The sequence below is a fragment of the Streptococcus mitis genome, from assembly GCF_023109515.1.
Taxonomy (GTDB): domain Bacteria; phylum Bacillota; class Bacilli; order Lactobacillales; family Streptococcaceae; genus Streptococcus; species Streptococcus mitis_CS.
On the sequence record NZ_JALDUM010000002.1, the window covers coordinates 354,465 to 380,879 of the forward strand.

The following is a 26,415-nucleotide window of genomic DNA, read 5'->3' on the forward strand; positions in this document are numbered from 1 at the left end:
CAGTTGGGTTAACCAGCTGAGTTTTCTAACATTTTATAAGGTAACATGAAATTATTTTTTAAAACATATTGGACATATTTTGTTTCTTTCACCATTCCTGTAGTCATTATGACAGGAGTATATCTATCTCAAGGTATCTACTGGAATAGTGACAACTCTCCTCTATTAGGAGATGGCTTTCATCAATACGTTATTTTTGATGTAACTTTACGAAATATCATACATGGAAATGGTAGTTTGTTTTACACCTTTACAAGTGGACTCGGATTGAATTTCTATGCCCTATCTAGTTATTATTTGGGTAGTTTCCTTTCACCACTAGTTTACTTTTTTGATCTAACGAATATGCCAGATACTGTCTATCTGATAACTCTCTTAAAATTTGGATTGATTGGACTGTCAACTTACTTTAGTTTAAATAAATTATTTCAATCGATTCCTAAACCTTTAAAACTAGCTTTATCTACTTCCTATGCTCTGATGAGTTTCACTGTTAGTCAACTAGAGATAAAAACCTGGCTAGATGTTTTTATCTTGATTCCTTTAATTATAACTGGTTTACACCTACTTATAACTGAAAAGAAATTCTCATTATACTTTACAAGTCTGTCAATCTTATTTATCCAAAACTATTATTTTGGCTATATGACAGCATTGTTTCTTATTTTCTGGTATCTCTGTCAAATTTCTTGGGACTTTAAAACTCGAAAATCATCTTTTCTTGATTTCATAATCACCTCCGTTTTAGCTGGTATGGCTAGTTTGATTATGACTCTTCCAACTCTGTTTGATTTACAGACACATGGGGAAAAATTGACTGAAGTTACAAAGTTTCAAACTGAAAGTAGCTGGTATCTTGATCTCTTTGCTAAGCAATTCATTGGTTCCTTTGACACAACAAAGTATGGGGCCATCCCAATGATTTTTGTTGGACTACTTCCCTTTATTTTGACCATTTTATTTTTTACACTGAAATCTATTAAGTTTCACGTGAAACTTATCTATGCAATCTTCTTTACATTTCTAATTGCAAGCTTTTATATAGAAGCTCTTGATTTATTTTGGCAAGGCATGCATACTCCAAACATGTTTTTACATCGCTATGCTTGGATTTTCTCTACCTTGTTAATTTACACAGCAGCGGAAGTCTTAAATCGTCTGAGAGAAATTAAAATCTGGAACTTTTTAATTTCACTTTTTCTTGTAGTAACAGGATTTTTAGCTACCATCTATCTAAAATCACATTATTCTTTTTTAACAAATTTGAATATTCTGCTTACTCTTGAATTTTTGATTGTCTATTCTCTTTTACTCCTTGCAGTTATCAAAAAGTTTATCTCTGTAAACCTATTTGCCATTCTAATCTCTTTATTTATAATGGTTGAAATAAGTTTAAATGCTTCATCTCAAATGGACGGAATTGCTAAGGAATGGGGATTTGCTTCTCGAAGTGCATATAGTCGAGATATCCCAGCTATAGAATCTTTCTCGACATATATTGGGAATTCATTTACTCGTACTGAGAAACTACAAACTCAGACAGGAAATGACAGTATGAAATTTAACTACAATGGAATCTCTCAATTTTCATCTGTTCGAAATCGTTCAGCAAGCTCTACTTTAGATCAACTTGGGTTTAAATCCTCTGGTACTAATCTCAATCTCCGCTATGCAAATAATAGTATTTTGGCTGATAGTTTATTTGGCATCCAATACAATATCTCAGACAGTCCTATTGATAAGTATGGTTTTAAAGATATCTATCAAAAAGATAATCTTACCCTATATGAAAATCAATACTCTCTTCCGATTGCATTTGCTAGTCAATCTGTTTACAATGATGTCAAGTTCACTGAACATACTTTAGATAATCAGGCCTCGTTTTTAAATCAACTTGCTGACGTCAATTTTGATTATTTTTCTCCAATACCCTATGAAAAAACAGAGAATACTGATGATTTGATTACTGTCACAAGTTCTTCAAATGAAGATGCAGCAATCCAGTATCAAATTGAAGTGCCAGAAAACAGCCAAGTTTATCTTTCTTTCACAAACCTTCACTTTTCTAATGACAAACAAAAAAAGGTTGACATCCTTGTAAATGGGGAAAAGAAAACTTTTACAACTGATAATGTCTTCTCCTTCTTTAATCTAGGCTATACTAAAGAGAAAAAAATTTTCAATATTAATGTTAGTTTCCCTGGAAATTCACAAGTATCATTTGAATCTCCTACCTTCTATCGTTTAGATACCAAAACTTTTACCGAGGCAATTCAAAAAATTAAAGAACAACCTGTCACAGTATCAACTTCTAAAAACAAGGTTTTTGCTACATATGATGTCCAACAAGATACATCTATTTTCTTCACCATTCCTTATGACAAAGGTTGGTCTGCCTACCAAGATGGTAAGAAAATAGAAATTAAACAAGCTCAAACTGGTTTTATGAAAGTTGATATTCCTAAAGGGAAAGGAACTATTACACTTTCCTTTATTCCCAATGGTTTTATTACTGGAGCAATTTGTTCCTTTACTTCTCTCTTACTATTTGGAACCTATAATCACAGACGAAAGTCATCTAAGGCATAAAAAATCGACCAATTAATCGGTCGATTTTTTTAATCTTCTTCCATTTTCTTAGGTTGATAGGCTAGCATACCTAAACCAATAAATAGAGCTAGTATCACGGCAAGGAAAATGACTTGATGATGAATATTTCCTGTCATAGAGATTGTTTGTCGTAATCCCGAAACTGAATAACTCATTGGTAACCAGGGATTAATAGCTCTAAAGAAATCATTTGTCAAAGCAAGCGGGTAAGTACCTGCACTTGATGCTAACTGTAATAAAAGCAAAATAAGAGAAAAGAAAGCTCCTATACGGCTATTCCATGTTGTTAAAGCGGTCACCATGGACATGAATACTAAACTTGTTAGGATAATGAGAATAAATGTTCTCATCTCATGATTAGCCGTTAGACCAATAAGATGAACTCCTCCATATACCAAAATTCCTGCCAAAACAGCTATAATACCATTTATTTCTGCTCGAGATTTCAACCAAGCCCAACGACTCTCTGGATGACGTCCTGAAGGCAACTTCGCAAAGATCATATTCGTTGATATTGCTGCAACAAAGAGAGCAACTGATATCATATAAGGAGCCATTGCAATTCCATTTACAGGAACTTGATCATTGTCTGTTTTTGAAAGATTGAGTGGATTTGACAAAATCTCTGCATTTTGAGATTCCGTTGATGCTGATTTAAGTTGATCTCTAACATTACTTAATCCTTGTCCCAAAGAAGCAACTCCTATCTGTAAACCTTCCAATCCAGAAGTTAACTTTGTTCCACCTTCTGCAAGTTTACCAGATCCATCTGCCAATTTATTAGCTCCATTCTCTAATTGAGAAGCACCTGAAAGTAACTGACTGGATTTGTCTGCTAATTGACCAGATCCTGATTGTAATTTATCAACTCCTGCCATTAATTCTTGACTCTTTTGATTCAATTGGTTGGAGCCAGTTGATAATTTTTCAATACCAGACACTAATTCTGGAGTTTTTTCAACTAATTGACCAACTCCTGCTGTCAAGTTAGAAGATTTTTGTGTCAAGGTAGTTGAGCCTGAAACTAGTTGAACCAGACTATCTGTCAAGGTGGAATTCTTTTCACTTAGTTGACTTGCGCCTTGAGAAACTTTATCAACACCTGCAGTATATGCATTTACACCCGATGTAATAGACTGACTGGCAGGAACTAATTTGCTAGCAACAGCTCCTTGTATCTCTGTTAATCCACTTAACAATCCTGTCAAAGAAGTAGAAGCAATAGGTAATACTTGATTAGCTTGATTTTTTAAAGTCGAAAGATTAGAAGACTGATTTTGTAAGTTTTCCAAACTTCCCTGTAAACCTTGAGCTAAAGCTACAATTGACTGTGCTGATTGAATACTATCAGTCGAATTTTGAGATACAGAAGCACTTATTTCAGCTTGTTGCTCACTTGTCAAAGATTGATAAGCTGCTGTCGATTGAATATTGGCTAATGTAGTCGCTTTATCAGACTGAGCACTTGCTAACATTTGATTAGAAAGAGATACTATACTTGATAAAATAGAATCTAAGTGTTTTGTATCTCCAACATCAATATTTTGAATAGCTTGATTTAACTGATTCAAACCAGAAGATAATTGAGCAATTTGATCTTTTTGCTCAGACGAAGCATCTAACTTGCTAGAAAGTTGTTGAATTCCTTCACTTAATTGCTCCACACCCATTCGAAGTGTAGCTGATTGATTGGATAACTGATTAGCACCTGTTGCAAGACTTCCCACTCCATTAGTGTAGGAACTAACACCAGATGAAAATTGATTAAGACCAGCATTAAGCTGAGAAACACCGCCAGTATAGGATTCTACACCAGTATATAACTGATTGATTCCCCTTACTAATTCAGGACTTTTAGAAGATAATTGACCTAACCCGCTATCTAATTGACTCACTGCACCAGTATATATAACTAAACCACTATTAAAATTCCCTAAGCCAAGATGAAGTTGTTCAACACCAGAGACATAAGAGGATAATCCTCTAGTAAACTGTTCCGTTCCATTTGAAAATGTTAAACTTGAATCTGCTAAAGAGTGTAGGTTAGTAGTTAATGTTTGACTTCCTGCCACTAACTGATTCGCTCCATCAGTTAGTTTTTCACTACCAGACGCTGCTTGACTCATCCCATCCTTTAAATCGACCATTTTGTTGAATAAAGCTTTAGTATAAGTCTCGGTTACATTGGTAGAAACATTCTGCTTTAATTGTATCATTGCAGAATCACTCATCTTGCTGGCAATAAAGCTATGACCACTTGAAGTCTGATAATCGATTTGCATTTGCTCTGGGTGATTCGTTAAAATTGAAGCTGCTTTTTCAGACAAGTCACTTGGCAAAGTCACTACCATATAATAATCACCGTTTTCTAGACCCTTCTTACCTTCTTCTTCATCTACAAAATGAAAATCCAAGGTTTTATTTTCTTTTAAATTGGATAGCATGTCTTTTCCTATAGACATGGTATTACCATTATAGGAGGCTTCTTTATCATTATTGACAACTGCCACAGGTAAGTCAGACAATTGACCATATGGATCCCACATTGAGGATAAAAATATGATATTGTACAGAACTGGAATAAGAGAAATCCCTATCATGACAATAATAAAGGTTGGTTTTTTAAAAATTGCTTTCCATTCTTTAAACATAGCTTCTCCTTTTTTAAACATATTGTCTAAAATTTTGATATAATAGATTATACAATAAAAAATCTAGATTACAAGATAAAAAATCCATTTTTAGACATATAGTCTAATTTGTTTACAAGGAGGAAATATGCAAGAAAGTAACAAACGCTTAAAAACAAAGCGAACTATTGAAAATGCTATGGTACAATTACTCATGGAACAGCCATTTGATCAAATTTCTACTGTCAAGCTAGCAGAAAAAGCCGGAATTAGCCGTTCCAGCTTCTATACTCACTATAAGGATAAGTATGATATGATCGAGCATTATCAAAGCAAGCTATTCCATACATTTGAATATATTTTCCAAAAACATGCTCATCACAAAAAAGATGCTATTTTAGAAGTCTTTGAATATCTAGAGTCAGAACCACTTCTGGCTGCCCTTCTTTCTGAAAATGGGACTAAAGAAATCCAAAATTTCTTACGAAATAAACTTCATATCATGCTCAGCACAGATTTACAAAAACGCTTTATGCAACTGAATCTCAATACCACTGAATTAGAATATAGTAGCATCTATCTAACTCACGCACTTTTTGGTGTCTGCCAAACTTGGATTGCACATGGAAAAAAAGAAAGTCCTCAAGAAATAACAGACTTCCTTATGAAAATGCTTGGTGATACAAATTGATACAAAAAGAGGAACACAGTTGTGTTCCCTTTTACCTATACTCCGCCAGTAGGACTCGAACCTACGACATCATGATTAACAGTCATGCGCTACTACCAACTGAGCTATGGCGGATAAAATAGTCCGTACGGGATTCGAACCCGTGTTACCGCCGTGAAAAGGCGGTGTCTTAACCCCTTGACCAACGGACCTTCTATCTGTAGCAGATATGACCATTATATCAATTTCTTGCTAATTGTCAATTACTTTTGAGATTTTTTCTCTAGAATATCTTTCAATTTTCTAATTTTTAATCTTGAAATAGGACAACGATGATCTTCATAGAAAACAATTTCTAGGTTTTTTCGATCAATTTCTCTAATATTACCTATATTTACCAAAAATGACTTATGAGGAGAATAAAATCGCTGAGTATGTTTGTCCTTTTCCTGAATATCTGTCATGGTACCATAAAATTCTTTTGCAAAATTCTTACCAATAATGCGCAATTTATGAGAAACTCCTGTCGTTTCAATATACAAAATGTCATGATAAGGAATTTTTAAATCATTTCCCTTGTAATTGTAGTCAAAATAATCTACCACATCTTCATTTTCAAGTAACATACTCTTCGTGTAGAAGATATTTTGCTCAATTCTCTTCTTAAATAACTCATCATTGATATCCTTATCAACAAAATCTAGGGCTGATACCTGGTATTTATATGTTAGAGTCGCAAACTCTGATCGACTGGTGATAAAGACGATAATAGCGTAAGGATTGTAATGACGAATGAGCTGAGCCACTTCAAATCCCTTTTTCTCAATTCCATGAATATCAATATCTAGAAAATAAAGCTGGTTTACTTCATCATTTTCGATATATTCCTTAAACTCACGAACTTTTCCCGTTGTCTTGTATGATATTGGAATATTCGATTCTTTCGAAATTTCATCCAATATTCTCTCTAGTCTCACTTGATGTTCAATAACATCTTCTAAAATTAAAACTTTCATTCAAATTCCCTCTTAAATCTAATGATTTGTCTAAATGTACTGCCTTCCATCTCTGTTTCTAAAATAATGTTGTTGTACTTATCCAGTAGTTCTTTCACATTATTTAATCCTACTCCGCGATTTCTTCCCTTAGTAGAGAATCCTAAAGCAAATAGATCTCCTGAAGGAGTCATCGTCATTTTACATGAATTCTGAATCACAATCACTGTTTCAGTTTCCATCTTAATAACTGCTACTTCCATCTGCTTTTTATAACTATCAGCCGATCCTTCGACAGCATTGTTCAATAAAACACTCATAATACGAACTAAATCCAGAAGGTCTATTGGTAGTCTAGTAATTATATCTTTTACTTCCAGTGTAAACTCTACACCGTTATTTCGAGCATAGACAATGGACTGAGCAACCAAACTTCGTAAAGCTGAATCTTCTATGTTGTTCAAATCAAAGTAAGTGTACTTATCTGAGCGCAGTTTGTGATTGGCTTTAACCAAAACTTCGTTGTAAACTCTGTCAATTTCCTGTAAATTACCACTGTCAATTGCCATCTGCATACTGACAAGCATCCCAGCATAATCATGTCGAAAACCACGAATTTCATTATACAAACCGACAATTTCATCTGTGTAGTTTTGTAAATGTTTCTGTTCAAATTTCTTCTGCTTCAAAGCAATCTCTTTCTCCATTTGATCTTTATGTGAATTCATTGCAAAAAAGGTTAAAAGGAGAGAAATAAAGACGATAGATGATAAAATACTTCCAAAACTATTCAAATGTTTAATCGTACTTACCATATCTGAAACGAAAGATACAATATGGAGCAGTAGCAAAGCAAAAAATACTTTTGTCAAGAAAGGATAGAGGTAGTCTTTATCAAAATAGTTTAGATCCAAATGGAAATAATGAATGATTTTTAAGATAACGACATAAGTCAACACCGTTACAAGGAAAAAGAATGGTTCATAATATTGTAAAACAAAATTGTCTCCTGTTAGAGAGGATAAAGTTACGGACAAAAAGTTATGAGTGCTCTCATATAAAAGAGATAGTAGTAAACTTAGGAATAGTCCTCTATCCCTCTCATACTGTTTAATCCATCGAAAATAGGAATATAATATCAAAGGAAATAAAAATTTTACAATCCCTAAGTCATCTAAATGTAGAAGATATGATGGAAAATCAAGTACTATTTCTGTTAGTAATATATAAGCACTAAAAACGTATAGTTCTTTTCTATTTATTTGACCTTTACAAATTAAACGGTAACTGTGACTAATAATTAAAAAATAAACAATAACTAACCCAACTCCAAATAAATTCATTACTCTTTCCCCTTATTTCATTACTTTTTTCGTGGGAAAATAAAATCAAAGCGGATTTTTGGAAGTCTACTTTCCCCACCTTGAATCTCCTGCAAGTCTTTTTCCTTCAAGGCTACAAACTGTTCCAATTTAACTGTGTTTTTCATAATAAAATCTCCTTAAATGTTTTTTTCTTGTAAGCTAACTTACAAAAACTATTATACAAAATGGAATTTCGTTTTAGATAAAATTCTCTCAACTGTCATTTTTTTCTCCCCAAGTGTACTTTTTTAAGAAAAAAGCCGGGAAAATTCCCAGCTTTGCTACTATATTGATCCCAGCAGGATTCGAACCTGCGACCGTTCGCTTAGAAGGCGAATGCTCTATCCAGCTGAGCTATGAGACCTAATATAGCTATTCTACCAAAAATTCAATTGAAAGTCAATTTTCTATTTATGATAGGGCGAGCCCTGCTGTATTGTAAAAGCCCGATAGATTTGTTCAACAAGGACTAGTCTCATTAACTGATGGGGCAAGGTTAAACGGCCAAAACTAACAGAGAGATTGGCTCTCTTTTTTACATCCTGTGCTAATCCCAGACTCCCTCCAATAATAAATGTAAGAGTAGAAAATCCTTTTATAGAAGCTTCTTCTAATTGTTTACTAAATTCTTCTGATGAGAAAGTTTTCCCTTCGATAGCCAACACAATAACGAAATCACGGTCACCAACTTTTGATAAAATTCTCTGACCTTCTATTTCTAAAATCTTTTGATTTTCTGACTCACTGGCCTTATCTGGTGTTTTTTCATCTGCCAGCTCAATCATTTCAAGCTTAGCAAATCGAGAAATTCGTTTTGAATACTCTGCAATACCATCTTTTAAATACTTTTCTTTCAGTTTCCCAACTGTTACAACTTTAATTTTCATGACTCTATTCTAACATATTCTCTATTTTTTCACATCTTATTCACAAAACAAAAGGTTAATTTTAGCCGAGAAAACCACAGATTTTTGAAAGTTATCCACAATCTGTGAAAAACTTTTTGTGTTTAAGTTATAATTAAGCTAGTCAGTTTATACTTTCAGTAATTCAAACATATGGAGGCAAATATGAAACATTTAAAAACATTTTACAAAAAAGGGTTTCAATTATTAGTCGTTATCGTCATTAGCTTTATTAGTGGAGCCTTGGGTAGCTTTTCAATAAACCAACTAACTCAAAAAAGTACTGTAAGTACCTCTAACAACAATAGTACTATTACACAGACTGCCTATAAGAATGAAAATTCAACAACACAGGCTGTTAACAAAGTAAAAGATGCTGTTGTTTCCGTTATTACTTATTCAGCAAACAGACAAAATAGCGTATTTGGTAATGATGATACTGACACAGATTCTCAGCAAATCTCTAGTGAAGGATCTGGGGTTATTTATAAAAAGAATGACAAAGAAGCTTACATCGTCACCAATAATCACGTTATAAATGGCGCCAGCAAAGTAGATATTCGTTTGTCAGATGGAACTAAAGTACCCGGAGAAATTGTCGGAGCGGACACTTTCTCTGATATTGCTGTCGTCAAAATCTCTTCAGAAAAAGTGACAACAGTAGCTGAGTTTGGTGATTCTAGCAAGTTAACCGTAGGAGAAACTGCCATTGCTATTGGTAGCCCATTGGGTTCTGAATATGCAAATACTGTCACTCAGGGTATTGTATCTAGTCTTAATCGAAATGTATCTTTAAAATCTGAAGATGGACAAGCCATTTCTACAAAAGCCATCCAAACTGATACTGCTATTAACCCAGGTAACTCTGGTGGCCCACTAATCAATATTCAAGGACAGGTTATCGGAATTACCTCAAGTAAAATTGCAACAAATGGAGGAACATCTGTAGAAGGTCTTGGTTTTGCAATCCCTGCAAATGATGCTATCAATATTATTGAACAGTTAGAAAAGAACGGAAAAGTGACTCGTCCAGCTTTGGGAATTCAAATGGTCAATCTCTCAAATATTAATACAAGTGATCTTAGAAGACTGAATATTCCAAGTAACGTAACATCTGGTGTCGTTGTTCGTTCTGTACAAAGTAATATGCCTGCCAATGGTCACCTTGAAAAATACGATGTTATTACAAAAGTAGATGACAAAGACATTGCTTCATCAACAGACTTACAAAGTGCTCTTTACAATCATTCTATCGGAGACACCATTAAGATAACTTACTATCGTAACGGTAAAGAAGAAACTACATCTATTAAACTTGACAAGAGTTCAGGTGATTTAGAATCTTAATTAACATCTATGTAAAGAAAGCTTTACATAAGAGAAAAGATGTGTTAGTGTAGAATCATGGAAAAATTTGAAATGATTTCTATCACGGATATACAAAAAAATCCCTATCAACCTCGAAAAGAATTTGATGGAGAAAAACTACATGAACTAGCACAGTCTATCAAAGAAAATGGGGTCATTCAACCGATTATTGTTCGTCAATCTCCTGTTATTGGTTATGAAATCCTTGCAGGAGAGAGACGCTATCGGGCTTCACTTTTAGCTGGTCTAACGTCTATCCCAGCTGTTGTTAAACAGCTCTCAGACCAAGAGATGATGGTCCAGTCCATCATTGAAAATTTACAAAGAGAAAATTTAAATCCAATAGAAGAAGCACGCGCCTATGAATCTCTTGTAGAGAAAGGATTTACCCATGCTGAAATTGCAGATAAAATGGGGAAGTCTCGTCCATATATCAGCAACTCTATTCGCTTGCTGTCCTTGCCAGAACATATCCTCTCAGAAGTAGAAAATGGCAAACTATCACAAGCCCATGCACGTTCTCTAGTTGGCTTGAATAAGGAACAACAAGACTATTTCTTTCAACGGATTATATATGAAGACATTTCTGTAAGGAAGTTAGAAGCTCTTCTGACAGAGAAAAAACAAAAGAAAAAAAATGATTATTTCATACAAAATGAAGAAGAACAGTTAAAAAAACTACTCGGATTAGATGTAGAAATCAAATTGTCTAAAAAAGACAATGGAAAAATTATTATTTCTTTTTCAAATCAAGAAGAATACAGTAGAATTATCAACAGCCTGAAATAAGGCTGTTCTTTTATTTTTTTATCTCACAAGGTTATCCACTATTTTTTTCAATAAAAAGCTTAATAAATCAACAGTTTCTGATTTTATCCCCAATCTGTGGATAAAACTTGATAACATTGTGGATTATTTTTCACAGCTTGTGGAAAATTCTTACTATCTATGGTAAAATAAGTCTAGCATTAAACTTTTAAATAGTAAAGGAGGAGAAAGGATTGAAAGAAAAACAATTTTGGAATCGTATATTAGAATTTGCTCAAGAAAGACTGACTCGATCCATGTATGATTTCTATGCTATTCAAGCTGAACTCATCAAGGTAGAGGAAAATGTTGCCACTATATTTTTACCACGATCTGAAATGGAAATGGTCTGGGAAAAACAACTAAAAGATATTATTGTAGTTGCTGGATTTGAAATTTATGACGCTGAAATAACTCCCCACTATATTTTCATCAAACCTCAATATACGACTATCTCACAAGTTGAAGAAGCTCCAAATTCAACTCTTTATGACTATAATCCAAAGTTAGCATCTATTCCTTATTCGGATACTGGATTAAAAGAAAAGTATACCTTTGATAATTTTATTCAGGGGGATGGAAATGTCTGGGCAGTATCAGCAGCTTTGGCTGTCTCTGAAGATTTGGCCTTAACCTATAATCCTCTTTTTATCTATGGAGGACCTGGGCTTGGTAAGACTCACTTACTCAATGCCATTGGGAATGAGATTTTGAAAAATATTCCCGATGCGCGTGTTAAGTACATTCCTGCTGAAAGCTTTATCAACGACTTTCTTGAACATCTGAGACTGGGTGAAATGGATAAATTCAAAAAAACCTACCGTAGCCTCGATCTTTTGTTAATTGATGATATTCAATCGCTGAGTGGAAAAAAAGTTGCAACTCAGGAAGAATTTTTCAATACTTTCAATGTTCTCCATAACAATCAAAAACAAATTGTTCTGACTAGTGATCGTAGCCCTAAACACCTAGAGGGACTTGAAGAACGGCTTGTCACGCGCTTTAGCTGGGGCTTGACGCAAAACATCACACCACCTGATTTTGAGACACGTATTGCCATTTTACAAAGCAAAACAGAGCATTTAGACTACAATTTCCAAAGTGATACCCTAGAATACCTAGCTGGGCAATTTGATTCAAACGTCCGAGAACTTGAAGGAGCAATCAACGACATCACTTTAATTGCCAGAGTAAAAAAAATCAAGGATATCACTATCGATATCGCTGCAGAGGCTATTCGAGCACGTAAACAAGATGTTAGCCAAATGCTCGTCATCCCAATTGATAAAATTCAAAATGAAGTTGGTAACTTTTATGGTGTCAGCGTCAAAGAAATGAAGGGAAGTAGACGCCTTCAAAATATTGTGTTAGCCCGTCAAGTAGCCATGTATTTATCTAGAGAACTAACAGATAATAGTCTTCCAAAAATTGGGAAGGAATTTGGTGGAAAAGACCATACAACAGTTATTCATGCCCATGCCAAAATTAAATCTTTGATTGATGAAGACGATAATTTACGTTTAGAAATTGAATCAATCAAAAAGAAAATCAAATAACTTGTGGATAACTTTTACTTTATTATCTTTTTTATCCACATTTTTTAAACAAGCCAAAAAACTTGATATGACTTGTTTAAAGTCTGTTTTCCACAGATTTCACAGACTCTATTATTACTATTATCCTTCTAATACTAAAAATAAATAAAGGAGAATCCATGATTCATTTTTCAATTAATAAAAATTTATTTCTACAAGCATTAAATACAACTAAGAGAGCTATTAGTTCTAAAAATGCTATTCCTATTTTATCAACCGTCAAAATTGACGTGACCAATGAAGGTGTTACTTTAATTGGTTCAAATGGTCAAATTTCAATTGAAAATTTTATTTCTCAAAAAAATGAAGATGCTGGTCTGTTAATTACTTCTTTAGGTTCGATCCTTCTTGAAGCTTCTTTCTTTATCAATGTGGTATCTAGTCTACCTGATGTAAGTCTTGATTTTAAAGAAATTGAACAAAATCAAATTGTTTTAACGAGTGGTAAATCAGAAATTACCCTAAAAGGAAAAGATAGCGAACAGTACCCACGAATCCAAGAAATTTCAGCAAGCACTCCTTTGGTTCTTGAAACAAAATTACTCAAGAAAATTATCAATGAAACAGCATTTGCTGCAAGTACACAAGAGAGTCGTCCAATTTTAACAGGTGTTCATTTTGTATTAAGTCAACACAAGGAGCTAAAAACAGTTGCAACAGACTCTCATCGTCTAAGCCAGAAAAAATTAACGCTTGAGAAAAATAGTGATGATTTTGATGTCGTGATTCCTAGCCGTTCTCTACGCGAATTTTCAGCGGTATTTACAGATGATATCGAAACTGTAGAGATTTTCTTTGCCAATAACCAAATCCTCTTTAGAAGCGAAAATATTAGCTTCTATACTCGTCTCCTCGAAGGAAACTATCCTGATACAGATCGTTTGATTCCAACAGACTTTAATACTACTATTACTTTTGATGTTGTAAACTTACGCCAGTCAATGGAACGTGCTCGTCTTTTATCAAGTGCTACTCAAAATGGTACTGTGAAACTTGAAATAAAAGATGGTATTGTTAGCGCTCATGTTAACTCGCCAGAAGTTGGTAAAGTAAACGAAGAAATCGATACTGATCAGGTTACTGGTGAAGATTTGACCATTAGTTTCAACCCAACTTACTTGATTGATTCTCTTAAAGCTTTAAATAGCGAAAAAGTGACCATTAGTTTTATCTCAGCTGTTCGTCCATTTACTCTTGTGCCAGCAGACACTGATGAGGACTTCATGCAGCTCATTACACCAGTTCGTACAAATTAAGTGAAAGAGGTTGAGCCTGGCTCGCCTCTTTTATGATATAATCGAAAAAGAAAAGGAGAGTAGTATGTATCAAGTTGGAAATTTTGTTGAAATGAAAAAACCACATGCTTGCACAATCAAGTCAACAGGAAAAAAAGCTAATCGTTGGGAAATTACACGTGTAGGAGCAGATATAAAAATCAAATGTAGCAATTGTGACCATGTTGTCATGATGGGACGCTATGATTTTGATCGAAAAATGAATAAAATTATTGACTGAAAACCCTTAGTTAGAGGGTTAGCAAGTTTTCCTTTTTTGTGTTATAATATTAGGGATTGAAATGAAAACGGAGAATGAGAAAATATGGCTTTAACAGCAGGTATCGTTGGTTTGCCAAACGTTGGTAAATCAACACTATTTAATGCAATTACAAAAGCAGGAGCAGAGGCAGCAAATTACCCATTTGCGACGATTGATCCAAATGTTGGAATGGTAGAAGTTCCAGATGAACGCCTACAAAAACTAACTGAAATGATTACTCCTAAAAAGACAGTTCCAACAACATTTGAATTTACAGATATCGCAGGGATTGTAAAAGGAGCTTCAAAAGGAGAAGGGCTAGGGAATAAATTCTTGGCTAATATCCGTGAAGTAGATGCGATTGTTCATGTAGTTCGTGCTTTTGATGATGAAAATGTGATGCGCGAGCAAGGACGTGAAGACGCCTTTGTGGATCCACTGGCAGATATTGATACTATTAACCTAGAGTTGATTCTTGCTGACTTAGAATCAGTTAATAAGCGCTATATGCGTGTAGAAAAGATGGCACGTACGCAAAAAGATAAAGAATCAGTAGCAGAATTTAATGTTCTTCAAAAGATTAAACCTGTTCTTGAAGATGGAAAATCAGCTCGAACTATTGAATTTACAGATGAGGAACAAAAGGTTGTCAAAGGTCTCTTCCTGTTAACGACTAAACCAGTGCTCTATGTTGCTAATGTGGACGAGGATGTGGTTTCAGAACCTGACTCTATCGACTATGTTAAACAAATTCGTGAATTCGCAGCGACAGAAAATGCTGAAGTAGTCGTTATTTCTGCGCGTGCTGAGGAAGAAATTTCTGAGTTAGACGAAGAAGACAAGCAAGAGTTTCTTGAAGCACTTGGGTTGACAGAATCAGGCGTTGACAAGTTGACTCGTGCAGCTTACCACTTGCTTGGACTGGGAACTTACTTCACAGCTGGCGAAAAAGAAGTTCGCGCTTGGACCTTCAAACGTGGTATGAAGGCTCCTCAAGCAGCTGGTATTATCCACTCAGACTTTGAAAAAGGATTTATTCGTGCAGTAACTATGTCATATGAGGATCTAGTGAAATACGGATCTGAAAAGGCTGTAAAAGAAGCTGGACGCTTGCGTGAAGAAGGAAAAGAATATATCGTTCAAGACGGCGATATCATGGAATTCCGCTTTAATGTCTAAAAAAATTAATGAATAGTGTCAATTAGGTTGGAAAAAAATTCCAACCCTTTTGGCTTTTGAAAGGAAAAATAAATGACCAAATTACTTGTAGGCTTGGGAAATCCAGGAGATAAATATTTTGAAACAAAACACAATGTTGGCTTTATGTTGATTGACCAACTAGCGAAGAAACAGAATGTCACTTTTACACACGATAAGATATTTCAAGCTGACCTAGCATCCTTTTTCCTAAATGGAGAAAAAATTTATCTTGTCAAACCAACGACATTTATGAATGAAAGTGGAAAAGCGGTTCATGCTTTATTGACTTACTATGGTTTGGATATTGAAGATTTACTCATCATTTATGATGATCTTGACATGGAAGTTGGAAAGATTCGTTTAAGAGCAAAGGGATCCGCAGGTGGTCATAATGGTATCAAGTCTATTATTCAACATATTGGAACCCAAACCTTTAATCGTGTTAAGATTGGAATCGGAAGACCTAAAAATGGAATGTCAGTTGTTAACCATGTTTTGAGTACCTTTGACAAGGATGATTATATTGGTATTTTACAGTCTATTGACAAAGTTGACGATTCTGTAAACTACTATTTACAAGAGAAAAATTTTGAGAAAACAATGCAGAGGTATAACGGATAAATGTTAACCTTATTAGATTTATTCTCAGAAAATAATCAGATAAAAAAATGGCATCGAAATCTGACAGATAAGAAAAGACAATTAATGTTAGGCTTGTCAACTTCTACAAAAGCTTTAGCAATTGCTAGTAGTTTGAGACAGGAAGATAAGATTGTGTTATTGACGTCAACTTATGGAGAAGCAGAAGGACTTGTTAGTGATCTTATATCTGTCTTGGGTGAGGAACTTGTCTATCCATTTTTAGTAGATGACTCCCCTATGGTCGAGTTTTTGATGTCTTCACAAGAAAAAATCATTTCACGGGTTGAAGCCTTGCGTTTTTTGACTGATTCATCTAAGAAAGGGATTTTAGTTTGTAATATCGCAGCAAGTCGATTGATTTTACCGTCTCCCAATATATTCAAAGATAGTATTGTAAAAATAACAGTTGGTGAAGAATATGATCAACACACGTTTATCCATCAGTTAAAGGAAATAGGTTATCGCAAAGTTACGCAAGTACAAACTCAAGGTGAGTTTAGTATTCGAGGAGATATTTTAGATATTTTTGAGATGTCTCAGTTAGAACCTTTCCGAATCGAGTTTTTTGGTGATGAAGTAGATGGAATTCGGACTTTTGAAGTAGAAACACAATTATCAAAAGAAAATCAAACAGAACTCACTATCTTTCCAGCAAGTGATATACTTTTGAGGGAAAAGGACTATCTACGAGGGCAGTCAGCTTTAGAAAAGCAAAGTTCAAAGACCTTATCACCAATTTTAAAATCATACTTGGAAGAGATTTTGTCAAGTTTTCATCAAAAACAAGTACATTCAGATAGTCGAAAGTTTTTATCTTTATGTTACGATAAAACATGGACTATATTTGATTATATTGAAAAAGATACACCAGTGTTTTTTGATGATTACCAAAAATTGATGAATCAGTATGAAGCCTTTGAAAGAGAGTTAGCGCAATACTTTACAGAAGATTTACAGAATGGTAAATCATTTTCTGATATGCAGTATTTTGCAGATACAGAACAAACCTATAAAAAACAAAGTCCAGTTACCTTTTTCTCCAATCTCCAAAAAGGGTTAGGAAATCTCAAGTTTGATCACATTTATCAATTTAATCAATTTCCCATGCAGGAGTTTTTCAATCAATTTTCTTTTCTTAAAGAAGAAATTGAGCGATATAAAAAAATGGACTACACCATTATTCTGCAGTCTAGCAATTCAATGGGAAGTAAAACATTGGAGGGTGTTTTAGAGGAATACCAGATTAAATTGGATTCCAGAGATAAGTCAAGTATCTGTAAAGAATCTGTAAACTTCATTGAGGGTAATCTAAGACATGGTTTTCATTTTGTAGATGAAAAAATTCTCTTGATCACTGAACATGAGATTTTTCAAAAGAAATTAAAACGTCGTTTTCGAAGACAACATGTTTCAAACGCAGAGAGATTAAAAGATTACAATGAACTTGAAAAAGGAGACTACGTTGTTCACCATATTCATGGAATTGGTCAATATCTAGGCATTGAAACAATTGAAATCAAAGGGATTCACCGTGATTATGTCAGTGTTCAATATCAAAATGGGGATCAAATCTCCATCCCAGTTGAGCAGATTCAGTTACTGTCAAAATATGTTTCAAGTGATGGGAAAGCTCCAAAACTTAATAAATTAAATGATGGTCATTTTAAAAAGGCTAAGCAAAAAGTTAAGAACCAGGTAGAGGATATAGCTGACGATTTAATCAAGCTTTATTCTGAGCGTAGTCAGTTGAAGGGGGTTGCTTTCTCAGCTGATGATGATAATCAAAATGCTTTTGATGATGCCTTCCCTTATGTTGAAACGGATGATCAACTTCGTAGTATTGAGGAAATCAAGAGAGATATGCAGGATTCTCATCCCATGGATCGACTTCTAGTTGGAGATGTTGGTTTTGGGAAGACTGAAGTTGCAATGCGTGCAGCCTTTAAGGCGGTCAATGATCATAAACAAGTTGTCGTTCTAGTTCCGACGACGGTTTTAGCGCAACAACACTATACAAATTTTAAAGAGAGATTCCAAAATTTTGCAGTTAATATTGATGTGTTGAGTCGTTTTAGAAGTAAAAAAGAGCAGACTGAAACACTTGAAAAATTGAAAAAGGGTCAAGTTGATATTTTGATTGGAACCCATCGTGTTTTGTCAAAAGATGTTGTGTTTGCTGATTTAGGCTTGATGATTATTGATGAGGAACAACGATTTGGTGTCAAGCATAAGGAAACCTTGAAAGAACTGAAGAAACAAGTGGATGTCCTAACTTTGACTGCTACTCCAATCCCTCGTACCCTCCATATGTCTATGCTGGGAATCAGAGATTTGTCTGTTATTGAAACTCCGCCGACTAATCGCTATCCTGTTCAGACCTATGTTTTGGAAAAGAATGATAGTGTGATTCGTGATGCTGTTTTACGTGAAATGGACCGTGGAGGTCAAGTTTACTATCTTTACAATAAAGTTGACACAATTGATCAGAAGGTTTCAGAATTACAGGAGTTGATTCCAGAGGCTTCGATTGGGTATGTTCATGGGCAAATGAGTGAGATTCAGTTAGAAAATACTCTACTGGGTTTCATTGAAGGTCAGTATGATATCTTGGTGACAACTACCATTATTGAGACAGGGGTGGACATTCCAAATGCCAATACTTTATTTATTGAAAATGCGGACCATATGGGCTTGTCAACCTTGTATCAGTTAAGAGGAAGAGTCGGTCGTAGTAATCGTATTGCTTATGCCTATCTCATGTATCGTCCAGAAAAATCAATCAGTGAAGTCTCCGAGAAGAGATTAGAAGCGATTAAAGGATTTACAGAATTGGGCTCTGGATTTAAGATTGCAATGCGAGATCTTTCGATTCGCGGAGCAGGAAATCTTTTAGGAAAATCCCAGTCTGGTTTCATTGATTCTGTTGGTTTTGAATTGTATTCGCAGTTATTGGAGGAAGCTATTGCTAAACGACATGGTAATGGGAACACAAGAACCAAAGGAAATACCGAATTGATTTTACAAATTGATGCCTATCTTCCTGATACCTATATTTCTGATCAACGACATAAGATTGAAATTTACAAGAAAATTCGTCAAATTGACAACCGTGTCAACTACGAAGAATTACAAGAAGAGTTGATGGACCGATTTGGAGAGTACCCAGACGTGGTAGCCTATCTTTTAGAGATTGGTTTGGTTAAGTCTTATCTTGATAAGGTATTTGTTCAACGTGTGGAACGAAAAGAAAATAAGATTACAGTTCAATTTGAAAAAATTACTCAGCGATTGTTTTTGGCTCAAGATTATTTTAAAGCTTTATCCGCAACGGACTTAAAAGCAGCCATAGCTGAGAATAAGGGATTAATGGAAGTTGTGTTTGATATCCGAAACAAGAAGGACTATGAAATTTTAGAAGATCTGCTCATTTTTGGAGAAAGTTTATTAGAGATAAAAGAATCAAAGGAAGCAATTTCCATTTAACATTTTTCTTCTAAAAAAGGGATAAAAATGGTACAATAATAATTTGAGGTAATAAAAATGAGACTAGACAAATATTTAAAAGTATCAAGAATTATCAAGCGTCGTACAGTCGCAAAAGAAGTAGCAGATAAAGGCAGAATCAAGGTAAATGGAATCTTGGCCAAAAGTTCAACGGATTTGAAAGTTAATGACCAAGTTGAAATTCGTTTTGGAAATAAGTTGCTACTTGTAAAAGTACTGGAGATGAAAGATAGTACAAAAAAAGAAGATGCAGCAGGCATGTATGAAATTATCAGTGAAACACGGGTAGAAGAAAATGTCTAAAAATATCGTACAATTGAATAATTCTTTTATTCAAAATGAGCACCAACGTCGTCGCTATCTGATGAAGGAACGACAAAAACGTAATCGTTTCATGGGTTGGGTTCTTATTTTGATGATTTTATTGTTCATTTTACCAACTTATAATCTTGCCCAAAGCTATCACCAATTACTCCAAAGACGTCAACAGTTATCAGACTTGCAAACTCAGTATCAAACCTTGAGTGAGGAAAAGGAGAAAGAGACAGCTTTTGCTACAAAGTTGAAAGATGAAGATTACGCTGCTAAATACATGCGTGCAAAATATTATTATTCTAAGAATCGGGAAGCTGTTTATACGATTCCTGACTTGCTCCCAAGGTGATAAAATGGAAAATTTATTAGACGTAATTGAGCAATTTTTGAGTCTATCGGATGAAAAACTAGAAGAGTTGTCTGATAAAAATCAACTATTGCGTTTACAAGAAGAAAAGGAAAGGAAGAATGCGTAAATTCTTAATTATTTTGTTGTTACCGAGTTTTTTGACCATTTCAAAAGTCGTTAGCACAGAAAAAGAAGTAGTCTATACTTCAAAAGAAATTTATTACCTTTCACAATCTGACTTTGGTATTTATTTTAGAGAAAAATTAAGTTCCCCTATGGTTTTTGGAGAAGTTCCTGTTTATGCGAATGAAGATTTAGTAGTGGAATCTGGAAAATTGACTCCCCAAACAAGTTTTCAAATAACCGAGTGGCGCTTAAATAAACAAGGAATTCCGGTATTTAAGCTATCAAATCATCAATTTATAGCTGCGGACAAACGATTTTTATATGATCAATCAGAGGTAACTTCAACAATAAAAAAAGTATGGTTAGAATCTGATTTTAAACTGTACAATAGTCCTTATGACTTAAAAGAAGTGAAATCATCCTTATCAGCTTATTCTCAGGTATCAATCGATAAGACCATGTTTGTAGAAGGAAGAGAATTTCTACATATTGATCAGGCTGGATGGGTAGCTAAAGAATCAACTTCTGAAGAAGATAATCGGATGAGTAAAGTCCAAGAAATGTTATCGGAAAAATATCAGAAGGATTCATTTTCTATTTATGTTAAGCAACTGACTACTGGAAAAGAAGCTGGTATCAATCAAGATGAAAAGATGTATGCAGCTAGTGTTTTGAAACTCCCTTATCTTTATTATACGCAAGAAAAAATAAATGAGGGTCTTTATCAGTTAGACACGACTATAAAATACGTATCTGCAGTCAATGATTTTCCAGGTTCTTATAAACCAGAGGGAAGTGGTAGCCTTCCTAAAAAAGAGGATAATAAAGAGTATTCTCTAAAAGATTTAATTACGAAAGTATCAAAAGAATCTGATAATGTAGCTCATAATCTATTGGGATATTACATTTCAAATCAATCTGATGTCACATTCAAGTCTAAGATGTCTGCTATTATGGGAGATGATTGGGATTCAAAAGAAAAATTGATTTCTTCTAAAATGGCTGGGAAAGTCATGGAAGCTATTTATAACCAAAATGGATTTGTATTGGATTCTTTGACTAAAACAGATTTTGATAATGAGAGAATTGCCAAAGGTGTTTCTGTTAAAGTAGCTCATAAAATTGGAGATGCGGATGAATTTAAGCATGATACGGGTGTTGTCTATGCAGATTCTCCATTTATTCTTTCTATTTTCACTAAAAATTCTGATTATGATACGATTTCTAAGATAGCCAAGGATGTTTATGAGGTTCTAAAATGAGGGAACAAGATTTTTTAAATCATTTTCTCAAGAAGGGATATTTCAAAAAGCATGCTAAGGTGGTGCTAGCTCTTTCTGGTGGATTAGATTCTATGTTTCTATTTAAGTTATTATCTACCTATAAAAAAGAGTTAGAAATTGAATTGATTCTAGCTCATGTGAATCATAAGCAGAGAGTAGAATCAGATTGGGAAGAACAGGAATTAAGGAAGTTGGCTGCTGAAGCAGAGCTTCCTATTTATATCAGCAATTTTTTAGGTGAATTTTCAGAAGCCCGTGCTCGACATTTTCGTTATGATTTTTGTCAAGAAGTCATGAAAAAGACAGGTGCGACAGCTTTAGTCACTGCCCACCATGCGGATGATCAGGTGGAAACGATTTTGATGCGTTTGATTCGAGGCACTCGTTTGCGCTATCTATCAGGAATTAAGGAGAAGCAAGTAGTCGGAGAGATAGAAATCATTAGACCCTTCTTGCATTTTCAGAAAAAAGACTTTCCACCCATTTTTCACTTTGAAGATATATCAAACCAGGAAAATCATTATTTTCGAAATCGTATTCGAAACTCTTATTTACCAGAATTAGAAAAAGAAAATCCTAGATTTAGAGATGCAATCTTAAGCATCGGCAATGAAATTTTAGATTATGACTTAGCTATAGCTGAATTATCAAAGAATATTGATGTAGAAAATTTAGATCAGCTATTGTCTTACTCTGAGTTGACACAAAGAGTTTTACTTCAAACTTATCTGAATCGTTTTCCAGATTTGAATCTTACAAAAGCTCAGTTTGAAGAAGTTAGACAAATTTTAAAAACTAAAAGCCAGTATCGTCATCCGCTTAAAAATGGTTATGAATTAGTAAAAGAGTATCAACAGTTTCGGATTTGTAAAATCAGTCCTCAGTCTGATGAAAAAGAAGATGAACTTGTGCTACACTATCAAAATCAGGCATCTTACCAAGGTTATTTATTTTCCTTTGGACTTCCTTTAGAAGGTGAATTAATTCAGCAGGTACCTGTTTCACGCGAAACATCCATATACATTCGTCATCGAAAAACAGGAGATGTTTTGATTCAAAATAGGCATAGAAAAAAACTCAGACGTCTATTTATTGATTTGAAAATCCCTATGGAAAAGCGAAAATCAGCTCTGATTATTGAGCAATTTGGTGAAATTGTCTCAATTTTGGGAATTGCGACCAGTAATTTGAGTAAAAACACGAAAAATGATATAATGAACACTGTACTTTATATAGAAAAAATAGATAGGTAAAAAAATGTTAGAAAACGATATTAAAAAAATCCTCGTTTCACACGATGAAATTACAGAAGCTGCTAAAAAATTAGGTGCTCAATTAACCAAAGACTATGCAGGAAAAAATCCAATTTTAGTTGGGATTTTAAAAGGATCTATTCCTTTTATGGCTGAATTGGTTAAACATATCGACACACATATTGAAATGGACTTCATGATGGTTTCTAGCTACCATGGTGGAACAGCAAGTAGTGGTGTCATCAATATCAAGCAAGATGTAACTCAAGATATCAAAGGAAGACATGTTTTATTTGTAGAAGATATCATTGATACAGGTCAAACTTTGAAGAGTTTAAGAGATATGTTTATTGCAAGAGATGCAGCTTCTGTTAAGATTGCAACCTTGTTGGATAAACCAGAAGGACGTGTTGTAGAAATTGAGGCAGACTATACTTGCTTTACTATTCCAAATGAGTTTGTAGTAGGTTATGGTTTAGACTACAAAGAAAATTATCGTAACCTTCCATATGTTGGAGTATTGAAAGAAGAAGTATATTCAAATTAGAAAGAACAATTTTTAATGAAAAAACAAAATAATGGTTTAATTAAAAATCCTTTTCTATGGTTATTACTTATTTTTTTCCTAGTTACAGCTTATCAGTATTTTAGTACAGGTAGTGTTGCAGGGAAAAGTGAGCAAATTAATTATACAGAATTGGTAAAAGAAATTACCGATGACAACGTAAAAGAATTAACCTACCAACCAAATGGAAGTGTTATCGAGGTTTCGGGTGTCTATAAAAATCCTAAAACAAGTAAAGAAGAAACAGGTATCCAGTTCTTTTCTCCTTCTGCTACAACAGTAGAGAAATTTTCAAGTATTATTCTTCCTTCAGATACTACAGTATCAGAATTGCAAAAGCTTGCTTCTGAGCATAAAGCGGAAGTAACTATTAAGCATGAAAGTTCGAGTGGTATGTGGATTAATATTCTTGTATCCATTGTGCCATTCGGAATTCTATTCTTCTTCCTATTCTCTATGATGGGAAATATGGGAGGAAATAATAGCCGTAACCCAATGAGTTTTGGACGTAGTAAGGCTAAAGCTGCAAATAAAGAAGATATTAAAGTAAGATTTTCAGATGTTGCTGGAGCTGAGGAAGAAAAACAAGAACTAGTTGAAGTTGTTGAATTCTTAAAAGATCCAAAACGATTTACAAAACTTGGGGCCCGTATTCCAGCAGGTGTTCTGTTAGAGGGACCTCCAGGAACAGGTAAGACTTTGCTTGCTAAAGCAGTCGCCGGAGAAGCAGGTGTTCCATTCTTTAGTATTTCAGGTTCTGACTTTGTAGAAATGTTTGTTGGAGTTGGAGCTAGCCGTGTTCGTTCTCTTTTTGAAGATGCCAAAAAAGCAGCACCAGCTATTATCTTTATCGATGAAATTGATGCTGTTGGACGTCAACGTGGAGTCGGTCTTGGCGGAGGTAATGACGAACGTGAACAAACCTTGAACCAACTCTTGATTGAGATGGACGGTTTTGAGGGAAATGAAGGGATTATCGTCATTGCTGCGACAAACCGTTCAGATGTACTAGACCCTGCCCTTTTGCGTCCAGGACGTTTTGATAGAAAAGTATTGGTTGGCCGTCCTGATGTTAAGGGTCGTGAAGCAATCTTGAAAGTTCATGCTAAGAACAAGCCTTTAGCAGAAGATGTTGATTTGAAATTAGTGGCTCAACAAACTCCAGGCTTTGTTGGTGCTGATTTAGAGAATGTATTGAATGAAGCGGCTTTAGTCGCTGCTCGTCGCAATAAATCGATAATTGATGCTTCAGATATTGATGAAGCAGAAGATAGAGTTATTGCTGGACCTTCTAAGAAAGATAAGACAGTTTCACAAAAAGAACGTGAATTAGTTGCCTACCATGAGGCAGGACATACCATTGTTGGTCTAGTTTTGTCGAATGCCCGTGTTGTTCATAAAGTTACTATCGTACCACGCGGCCGTGCAGGCGGTTATATGATTGCACTTCCTAAGGAAGACCAAATGCTTCTTTCTAAAGAAGATATGAAAGAGCAATTGGCTGGCTTAATGGGTGGACGTGTAGCTGAAGAAATTATCTTTAATGTCCAAACTACAGGAGCCTCAAACGACTTTGAACAGGCGACACAAATGGCGCGTGCAATGGTTACAGAGTACGGTATGAGTGAAAAACTTGGCCCAGTACAATATGAAGGAAACCATGCTATGTTTGGTGCACAGAGCCCTCAAAAATCAATTTCAGAACAAACAGCTTATGAAATTGACGAAGAAGTTCGTTCATTATTAAATGAAGCACGAAATAAAGCTGCTGAAATTATTCAGTCAAATCGTGAAACTCACAAGTTGATTGCAGAAGCATTATTGAAATACGAAACATTGGATAGTACGCAAATTAAATCTCTTTACGAAACAGGAAAGATGCCTGAAACAGTAGAAGAGGAATCACATGCACTATCCTATGATGAAGTAAAGTCAAAAATGAATGATGAGAAATAACCCAAAGAGAGGCAAGACCTCTCTTTTTTTGTGCAGTTTAGACGGTGTAGGGAACAGAATGGGGAAATGGGACAAAAGTGTTTCCGAATCTGTTAGACTGTATCTAGAAAGGGGAACGTTATGTTTAAAGAATTGTATAAAGAAGTCCAGGGAATTGTATATAAAAGTAGAAATGAATATTACCTTCATTTATGGGAGCTATCGGATTGGGACCAAGAGGGAATGATTTGCTTACATGAATTGATCAGTAGAGAAGAAGAGCTAGTAGAAGATATTCCTCGTTTAAGGAAATATTTTAAGACTAAGTTCCGGAATCGAATTCTAGACTATATCCGTAAGCAGGAAAGTCAAAAACGAAGATATGATAAAGAACCCTATGAAGAAGTAGGTGAGATTAGTCATCGTATCAGTGAGGGAGGTCTGTGGCTAGATGATTATTATCTCTTTCATGAGACACTAAGAGATTATAGAAACAAACAAAGTAAAGAGCAACAAGAAGAGTTAGAACGCGTCTTAAGACATGAACGCTTCCGAGGGCGTCAAAGAGTATTAAAAGACTTACGTATTGTGTTTAAGGAGTTTGATATCCGTACTCGGTAAGAAGCTATGCAAAAAAAAGAAAAAAACAGAAAAAGGTGTTGACAAGTCTGAAAAAGTCTGTATAATAGTAAGAGTTGAAAACAACTCAGGTCCGTTGGTCAAGGGGTTAAGACACCGCCTTTTCACGGCGGTAACACGGGTT

23 protein-coding genes and 3 tRNA genes are annotated in these 26,415 nt (G+C 34.7%); 18 read left to right on the plus strand and 8 right to left on the minus strand.

From position 1 onward, the window contains the following. The first annotated feature begins 45 nt into the window (after positions 1-45). Complete coding sequence (locus M1G05_RS07400; protein ID WP_247953447.1) at positions 46-2,589, plus strand: YfhO family protein; 2,544 nt, start codon at positions 46-48, stop codon at positions 2,587-2,589. A gap of 29 nt (positions 2,590-2,618) precedes the next feature. Here M1G05_RS07400 and M1G05_RS07405 read toward each other — a convergent pair whose 3' ends face one another. Then, positions 2,619-5,261, minus strand: a complete 2,643-nt coding sequence (locus M1G05_RS07405; protein WP_247953448.1) for a YhgE/Pip domain-containing protein — start codon at positions 5,259-5,261, stop codon at positions 2,619-2,621. Between the two features lie 127 nt (positions 5,262-5,388). Between M1G05_RS07405 and M1G05_RS07410 the strand changes: the two genes are divergently transcribed. Then, positions 5,389-5,931, plus strand: a complete 543-nt coding sequence (locus M1G05_RS07410) for a TetR/AcrR family transcriptional regulator (RefSeq protein WP_001158273.1) — start codon at positions 5,389-5,391, stop codon at positions 5,929-5,931. A 40-nt stretch (positions 5,932-5,971) separates the two neighbouring features. Here the strand turns inward: M1G05_RS07410 and M1G05_RS07415 are convergent. From M1G05_RS07415 to rlmH, 7 genes are all read right to left on the minus strand, one after another. Continuing rightward, a tRNA-Asn gene (locus tag M1G05_RS07415) sits at positions 5,972-6,045 on the minus strand. Between the two features lie 5 nt (positions 6,046-6,050). Further along, positions 6,051-6,122 (minus strand) — tRNA-Glu (locus M1G05_RS07420). Positions 6,123-6,173: 51 nt separating this feature from the next. Then, entirely contained in the window at positions 6,174-6,926 is a 753-nt protein-coding gene (gene comE / locus M1G05_RS07425; protein WP_000866074.1) for a competence system response regulator transcription factor ComE, read from the minus strand. Next, complete coding sequence (comD, locus tag M1G05_RS07430) at positions 6,923-8,248, minus strand: competence system sensor histidine kinase ComD (protein ID WP_238095994.1); 1,326 nt, start codon at positions 8,246-8,248, stop codon at positions 6,923-6,925. The genes comE and comD overlap by 4 nt, the downstream gene beginning before the upstream one ends. A 20-nt stretch (positions 8,249-8,268) precedes the next feature. Beyond that, positions 8,269-8,394, minus strand: coding sequence for a competence-stimulating peptide ComC (gene comC, locus M1G05_RS07435; protein ID WP_000799685.1), 126 nt, complete (start codon positions 8,392-8,394; stop codon positions 8,269-8,271). 165 nt (positions 8,395-8,559) lie between these two features. Beyond that, positions 8,560-8,633 (minus strand) — tRNA-Arg (locus tag M1G05_RS07440). A 43-nt stretch (positions 8,634-8,676) separates the two neighbouring features. Then, complete coding sequence (rlmH, locus tag M1G05_RS07445; RefSeq protein WP_000695934.1) at positions 8,677-9,156, minus strand: 23S rRNA (pseudouridine(1915)-N(3))-methyltransferase RlmH; 480 nt, start codon at positions 9,154-9,156, stop codon at positions 8,677-8,679. A 183-nt stretch (positions 9,157-9,339) separates the two neighbouring features. On the opposite strand from rlmH, the gene htrA reads away from it, so the two are divergent. From htrA to M1G05_RS07520, 16 genes are all read left to right on the plus strand, one after another. Continuing rightward, positions 9,340-10,521 carry a serine protease HtrA gene (htrA, locus tag M1G05_RS07450; RefSeq protein ID WP_000681589.1) on the plus strand — a complete coding sequence of 394 codons (1,182 nt, stop codon included), beginning with the start codon at positions 9,340-9,342 and terminating at the stop codon, positions 10,519-10,521. A 57-nt stretch (positions 10,522-10,578) separates the two neighbouring features. Further along, positions 10,579-11,331, plus strand: coding sequence for a ParB/RepB/Spo0J family partition protein (locus M1G05_RS07455; RefSeq protein ID WP_247953449.1), 753 nt, complete (start codon positions 10,579-10,581; stop codon positions 11,329-11,331). A 212-nt stretch (positions 11,332-11,543) separates the two neighbouring features. Further along, positions 11,544-12,905 carry a chromosomal replication initiator protein DnaA gene (gene dnaA / locus M1G05_RS07460; protein WP_247953450.1) on the plus strand — a complete coding sequence of 454 codons (1,362 nt, stop codon included), beginning with the start codon at positions 11,544-11,546 and terminating at the stop codon, positions 12,903-12,905. A gap of 158 nt (positions 12,906-13,063) precedes the next feature. Next, positions 13,064-14,200, plus strand: coding sequence for a DNA polymerase III subunit beta (dnaN, locus tag M1G05_RS07465; RefSeq protein ID WP_247953451.1), 1,137 nt, complete (start codon positions 13,064-13,066; stop codon positions 14,198-14,200). 64 nt (positions 14,201-14,264) lie between these two features. Beyond that, positions 14,265-14,459, plus strand: coding sequence for a DUF951 domain-containing protein (locus M1G05_RS07470; protein ID WP_000285186.1), 195 nt, complete (start codon positions 14,265-14,267; stop codon positions 14,457-14,459). Positions 14,460-14,543: 84 nt separating this feature from the next. Continuing rightward, a complete protein-coding gene (ychF, locus tag M1G05_RS07475; RefSeq protein WP_001218721.1) occupies positions 14,544-15,659 on the plus strand; it encodes a redox-regulated ATPase YchF in 1,116 nt (371 codons plus the stop codon). A 72-nt stretch (positions 15,660-15,731) separates the two neighbouring features. Then, complete coding sequence (pth, locus tag M1G05_RS07480) at positions 15,732-16,301, plus strand: aminoacyl-tRNA hydrolase (RefSeq protein WP_000163938.1); 570 nt, start codon at positions 15,732-15,734, stop codon at positions 16,299-16,301. Continuing rightward, on the plus strand, positions 16,302-19,805 hold the full coding sequence (gene mfd / locus M1G05_RS07485) for a transcription-repair coupling factor (protein ID WP_247953452.1): 3,504 nt from the start codon (positions 16,302-16,304) through the stop codon (positions 19,803-19,805). A 57-nt stretch (positions 19,806-19,862) separates the two neighbouring features. After that, entirely contained in the window at positions 19,863-20,129 is a 267-nt protein-coding gene (locus M1G05_RS07490; protein WP_001234978.1) for an RNA-binding S4 domain-containing protein, read from the plus strand. Next, the gene (locus tag M1G05_RS07495) at positions 20,122-20,490 is read left to right on the plus strand and encodes a septum formation initiator family protein (protein WP_000041905.1); all 369 of its coding nucleotides are present in this window, start codon (positions 20,122-20,124) and stop codon (positions 20,488-20,490) included. Before M1G05_RS07490 ends, M1G05_RS07495 begins: the two co-directional genes overlap by 8 nt. A 4-nt stretch (positions 20,491-20,494) precedes the next feature. Next, positions 20,495-20,617 carry an SP_0009 family protein gene (locus tag M1G05_RS10020; RefSeq protein ID WP_020902316.1) on the plus strand — a complete coding sequence of 41 codons (123 nt, stop codon included), beginning with the start codon at positions 20,495-20,497 and terminating at the stop codon, positions 20,615-20,617. Then, a complete protein-coding gene (locus M1G05_RS07500; RefSeq protein ID WP_247953453.1) occupies positions 20,610-21,878 on the plus strand; it encodes a serine hydrolase in 1,269 nt (422 codons plus the stop codon). The genes M1G05_RS10020 and M1G05_RS07500 overlap by 8 nt, the downstream gene beginning before the upstream one ends. Next, a complete protein-coding gene (tilS, locus tag M1G05_RS07505; RefSeq protein WP_247953454.1) occupies positions 21,875-23,152 on the plus strand; it encodes a tRNA lysidine(34) synthetase TilS in 1,278 nt (425 codons plus the stop codon). The genes M1G05_RS07500 and tilS overlap by 4 nt, the downstream gene beginning before the upstream one ends. A 4-nt stretch (positions 23,153-23,156) precedes the next feature. Continuing rightward, complete coding sequence (hpt, locus tag M1G05_RS07510) at positions 23,157-23,699, plus strand: hypoxanthine phosphoribosyltransferase (RefSeq protein WP_247953455.1); 543 nt, start codon at positions 23,157-23,159, stop codon at positions 23,697-23,699. 15 nt (positions 23,700-23,714) lie between these two features. Further along, a complete protein-coding gene (ftsH, locus tag M1G05_RS07515; protein WP_247953456.1) occupies positions 23,715-25,673 on the plus strand; it encodes an ATP-dependent zinc metalloprotease FtsH in 1,959 nt (652 codons plus the stop codon). Between the two features lie 120 nt (positions 25,674-25,793). Then, positions 25,794-26,273, plus strand: coding sequence for a sigma-70 family RNA polymerase sigma factor (locus tag M1G05_RS07520; RefSeq protein WP_247953457.1), 480 nt, complete (start codon positions 25,794-25,796; stop codon positions 26,271-26,273). Positions 26,274-26,415 lie beyond the last annotated feature (142 nt).

Coding starts and splice junctions, on each gene's coding strand:
- M1G05_RS07400 (WP_247953447.1), top strand. CDS start 46: ATGAAATTATTTTTTAAAACATATTGGACATATTTTGTTTCTTTCACC.
- M1G05_RS07405 (WP_247953448.1), bottom strand. CDS start 5,261: ATGTTTAAAGAATGGAAAGCAATTTTTAAAAAACCAACCTTTATTATT.
- M1G05_RS07410 (WP_001158273.1), top strand. CDS start 5,389: ATGCAAGAAAGTAACAAACGCTTAAAAACAAAGCGAACTATTGAAAAT.
- comE (WP_000866074.1), bottom strand. CDS start 6,926: ATGAAAGTTTTAATTTTAGAAGATGTTATTGAACATCAAGTGAGACTA.
- comD (WP_238095994.1), bottom strand. CDS start 8,248: ATGAATTTATTTGGAGTTGGGTTAGTTATTGTTTATTTTTTAATTATT.
- comC (WP_000799685.1), bottom strand. CDS start 8,394: ATGAAAAACACAGTTAAATTGGAACAGTTTGTAGCCTTGAAGGAAAAA.
- rlmH (WP_000695934.1), bottom strand. CDS start 9,156: ATGAAAATTAAAGTTGTAACAGTTGGGAAACTGAAAGAAAAGTATTTA.
- htrA (WP_000681589.1), top strand. CDS start 9,340: ATGAAACATTTAAAAACATTTTACAAAAAAGGGTTTCAATTATTAGTC.
- M1G05_RS07455 (WP_247953449.1), top strand. CDS start 10,579: ATGGAAAAATTTGAAATGATTTCTATCACGGATATACAAAAAAATCCC.
- dnaN (WP_247953451.1), top strand. CDS start 13,064: ATGATTCATTTTTCAATTAATAAAAATTTATTTCTACAAGCATTAAAT.
- M1G05_RS07470 (WP_000285186.1), top strand. CDS start 14,265: ATGTATCAAGTTGGAAATTTTGTTGAAATGAAAAAACCACATGCTTGC.
- ychF (WP_001218721.1), top strand. CDS start 14,544: ATGGCTTTAACAGCAGGTATCGTTGGTTTGCCAAACGTTGGTAAATCA.
- pth (WP_000163938.1), top strand. CDS start 15,732: ATGACCAAATTACTTGTAGGCTTGGGAAATCCAGGAGATAAATATTTT.
- mfd (WP_247953452.1), top strand. CDS start 16,302: ATGTTAACCTTATTAGATTTATTCTCAGAAAATAATCAGATAAAAAAA.
- M1G05_RS07490 (WP_001234978.1), top strand. CDS start 19,863: ATGAGACTAGACAAATATTTAAAAGTATCAAGAATTATCAAGCGTCGT.
- M1G05_RS07495 (WP_000041905.1), top strand. CDS start 20,122: ATGTCTAAAAATATCGTACAATTGAATAATTCTTTTATTCAAAATGAG.
- M1G05_RS10020 (WP_020902316.1), top strand. CDS start 20,495: ATGGAAAATTTATTAGACGTAATTGAGCAATTTTTGAGTCTATCGGAT.
- M1G05_RS07500 (WP_247953453.1), top strand. CDS start 20,610: ATGCGTAAATTCTTAATTATTTTGTTGTTACCGAGTTTTTTGACCATT.
- tilS (WP_247953454.1), top strand. CDS start 21,875: ATGAGGGAACAAGATTTTTTAAATCATTTTCTCAAGAAGGGATATTTC.
- hpt (WP_247953455.1), top strand. CDS start 23,157: ATGTTAGAAAACGATATTAAAAAAATCCTCGTTTCACACGATGAAATT.
- ftsH (WP_247953456.1), top strand. CDS start 23,715: ATGAAAAAACAAAATAATGGTTTAATTAAAAATCCTTTTCTATGGTTA.
- M1G05_RS07520 (WP_247953457.1), top strand. CDS start 25,794: ATGTTTAAAGAATTGTATAAAGAAGTCCAGGGAATTGTATATAAAAGT.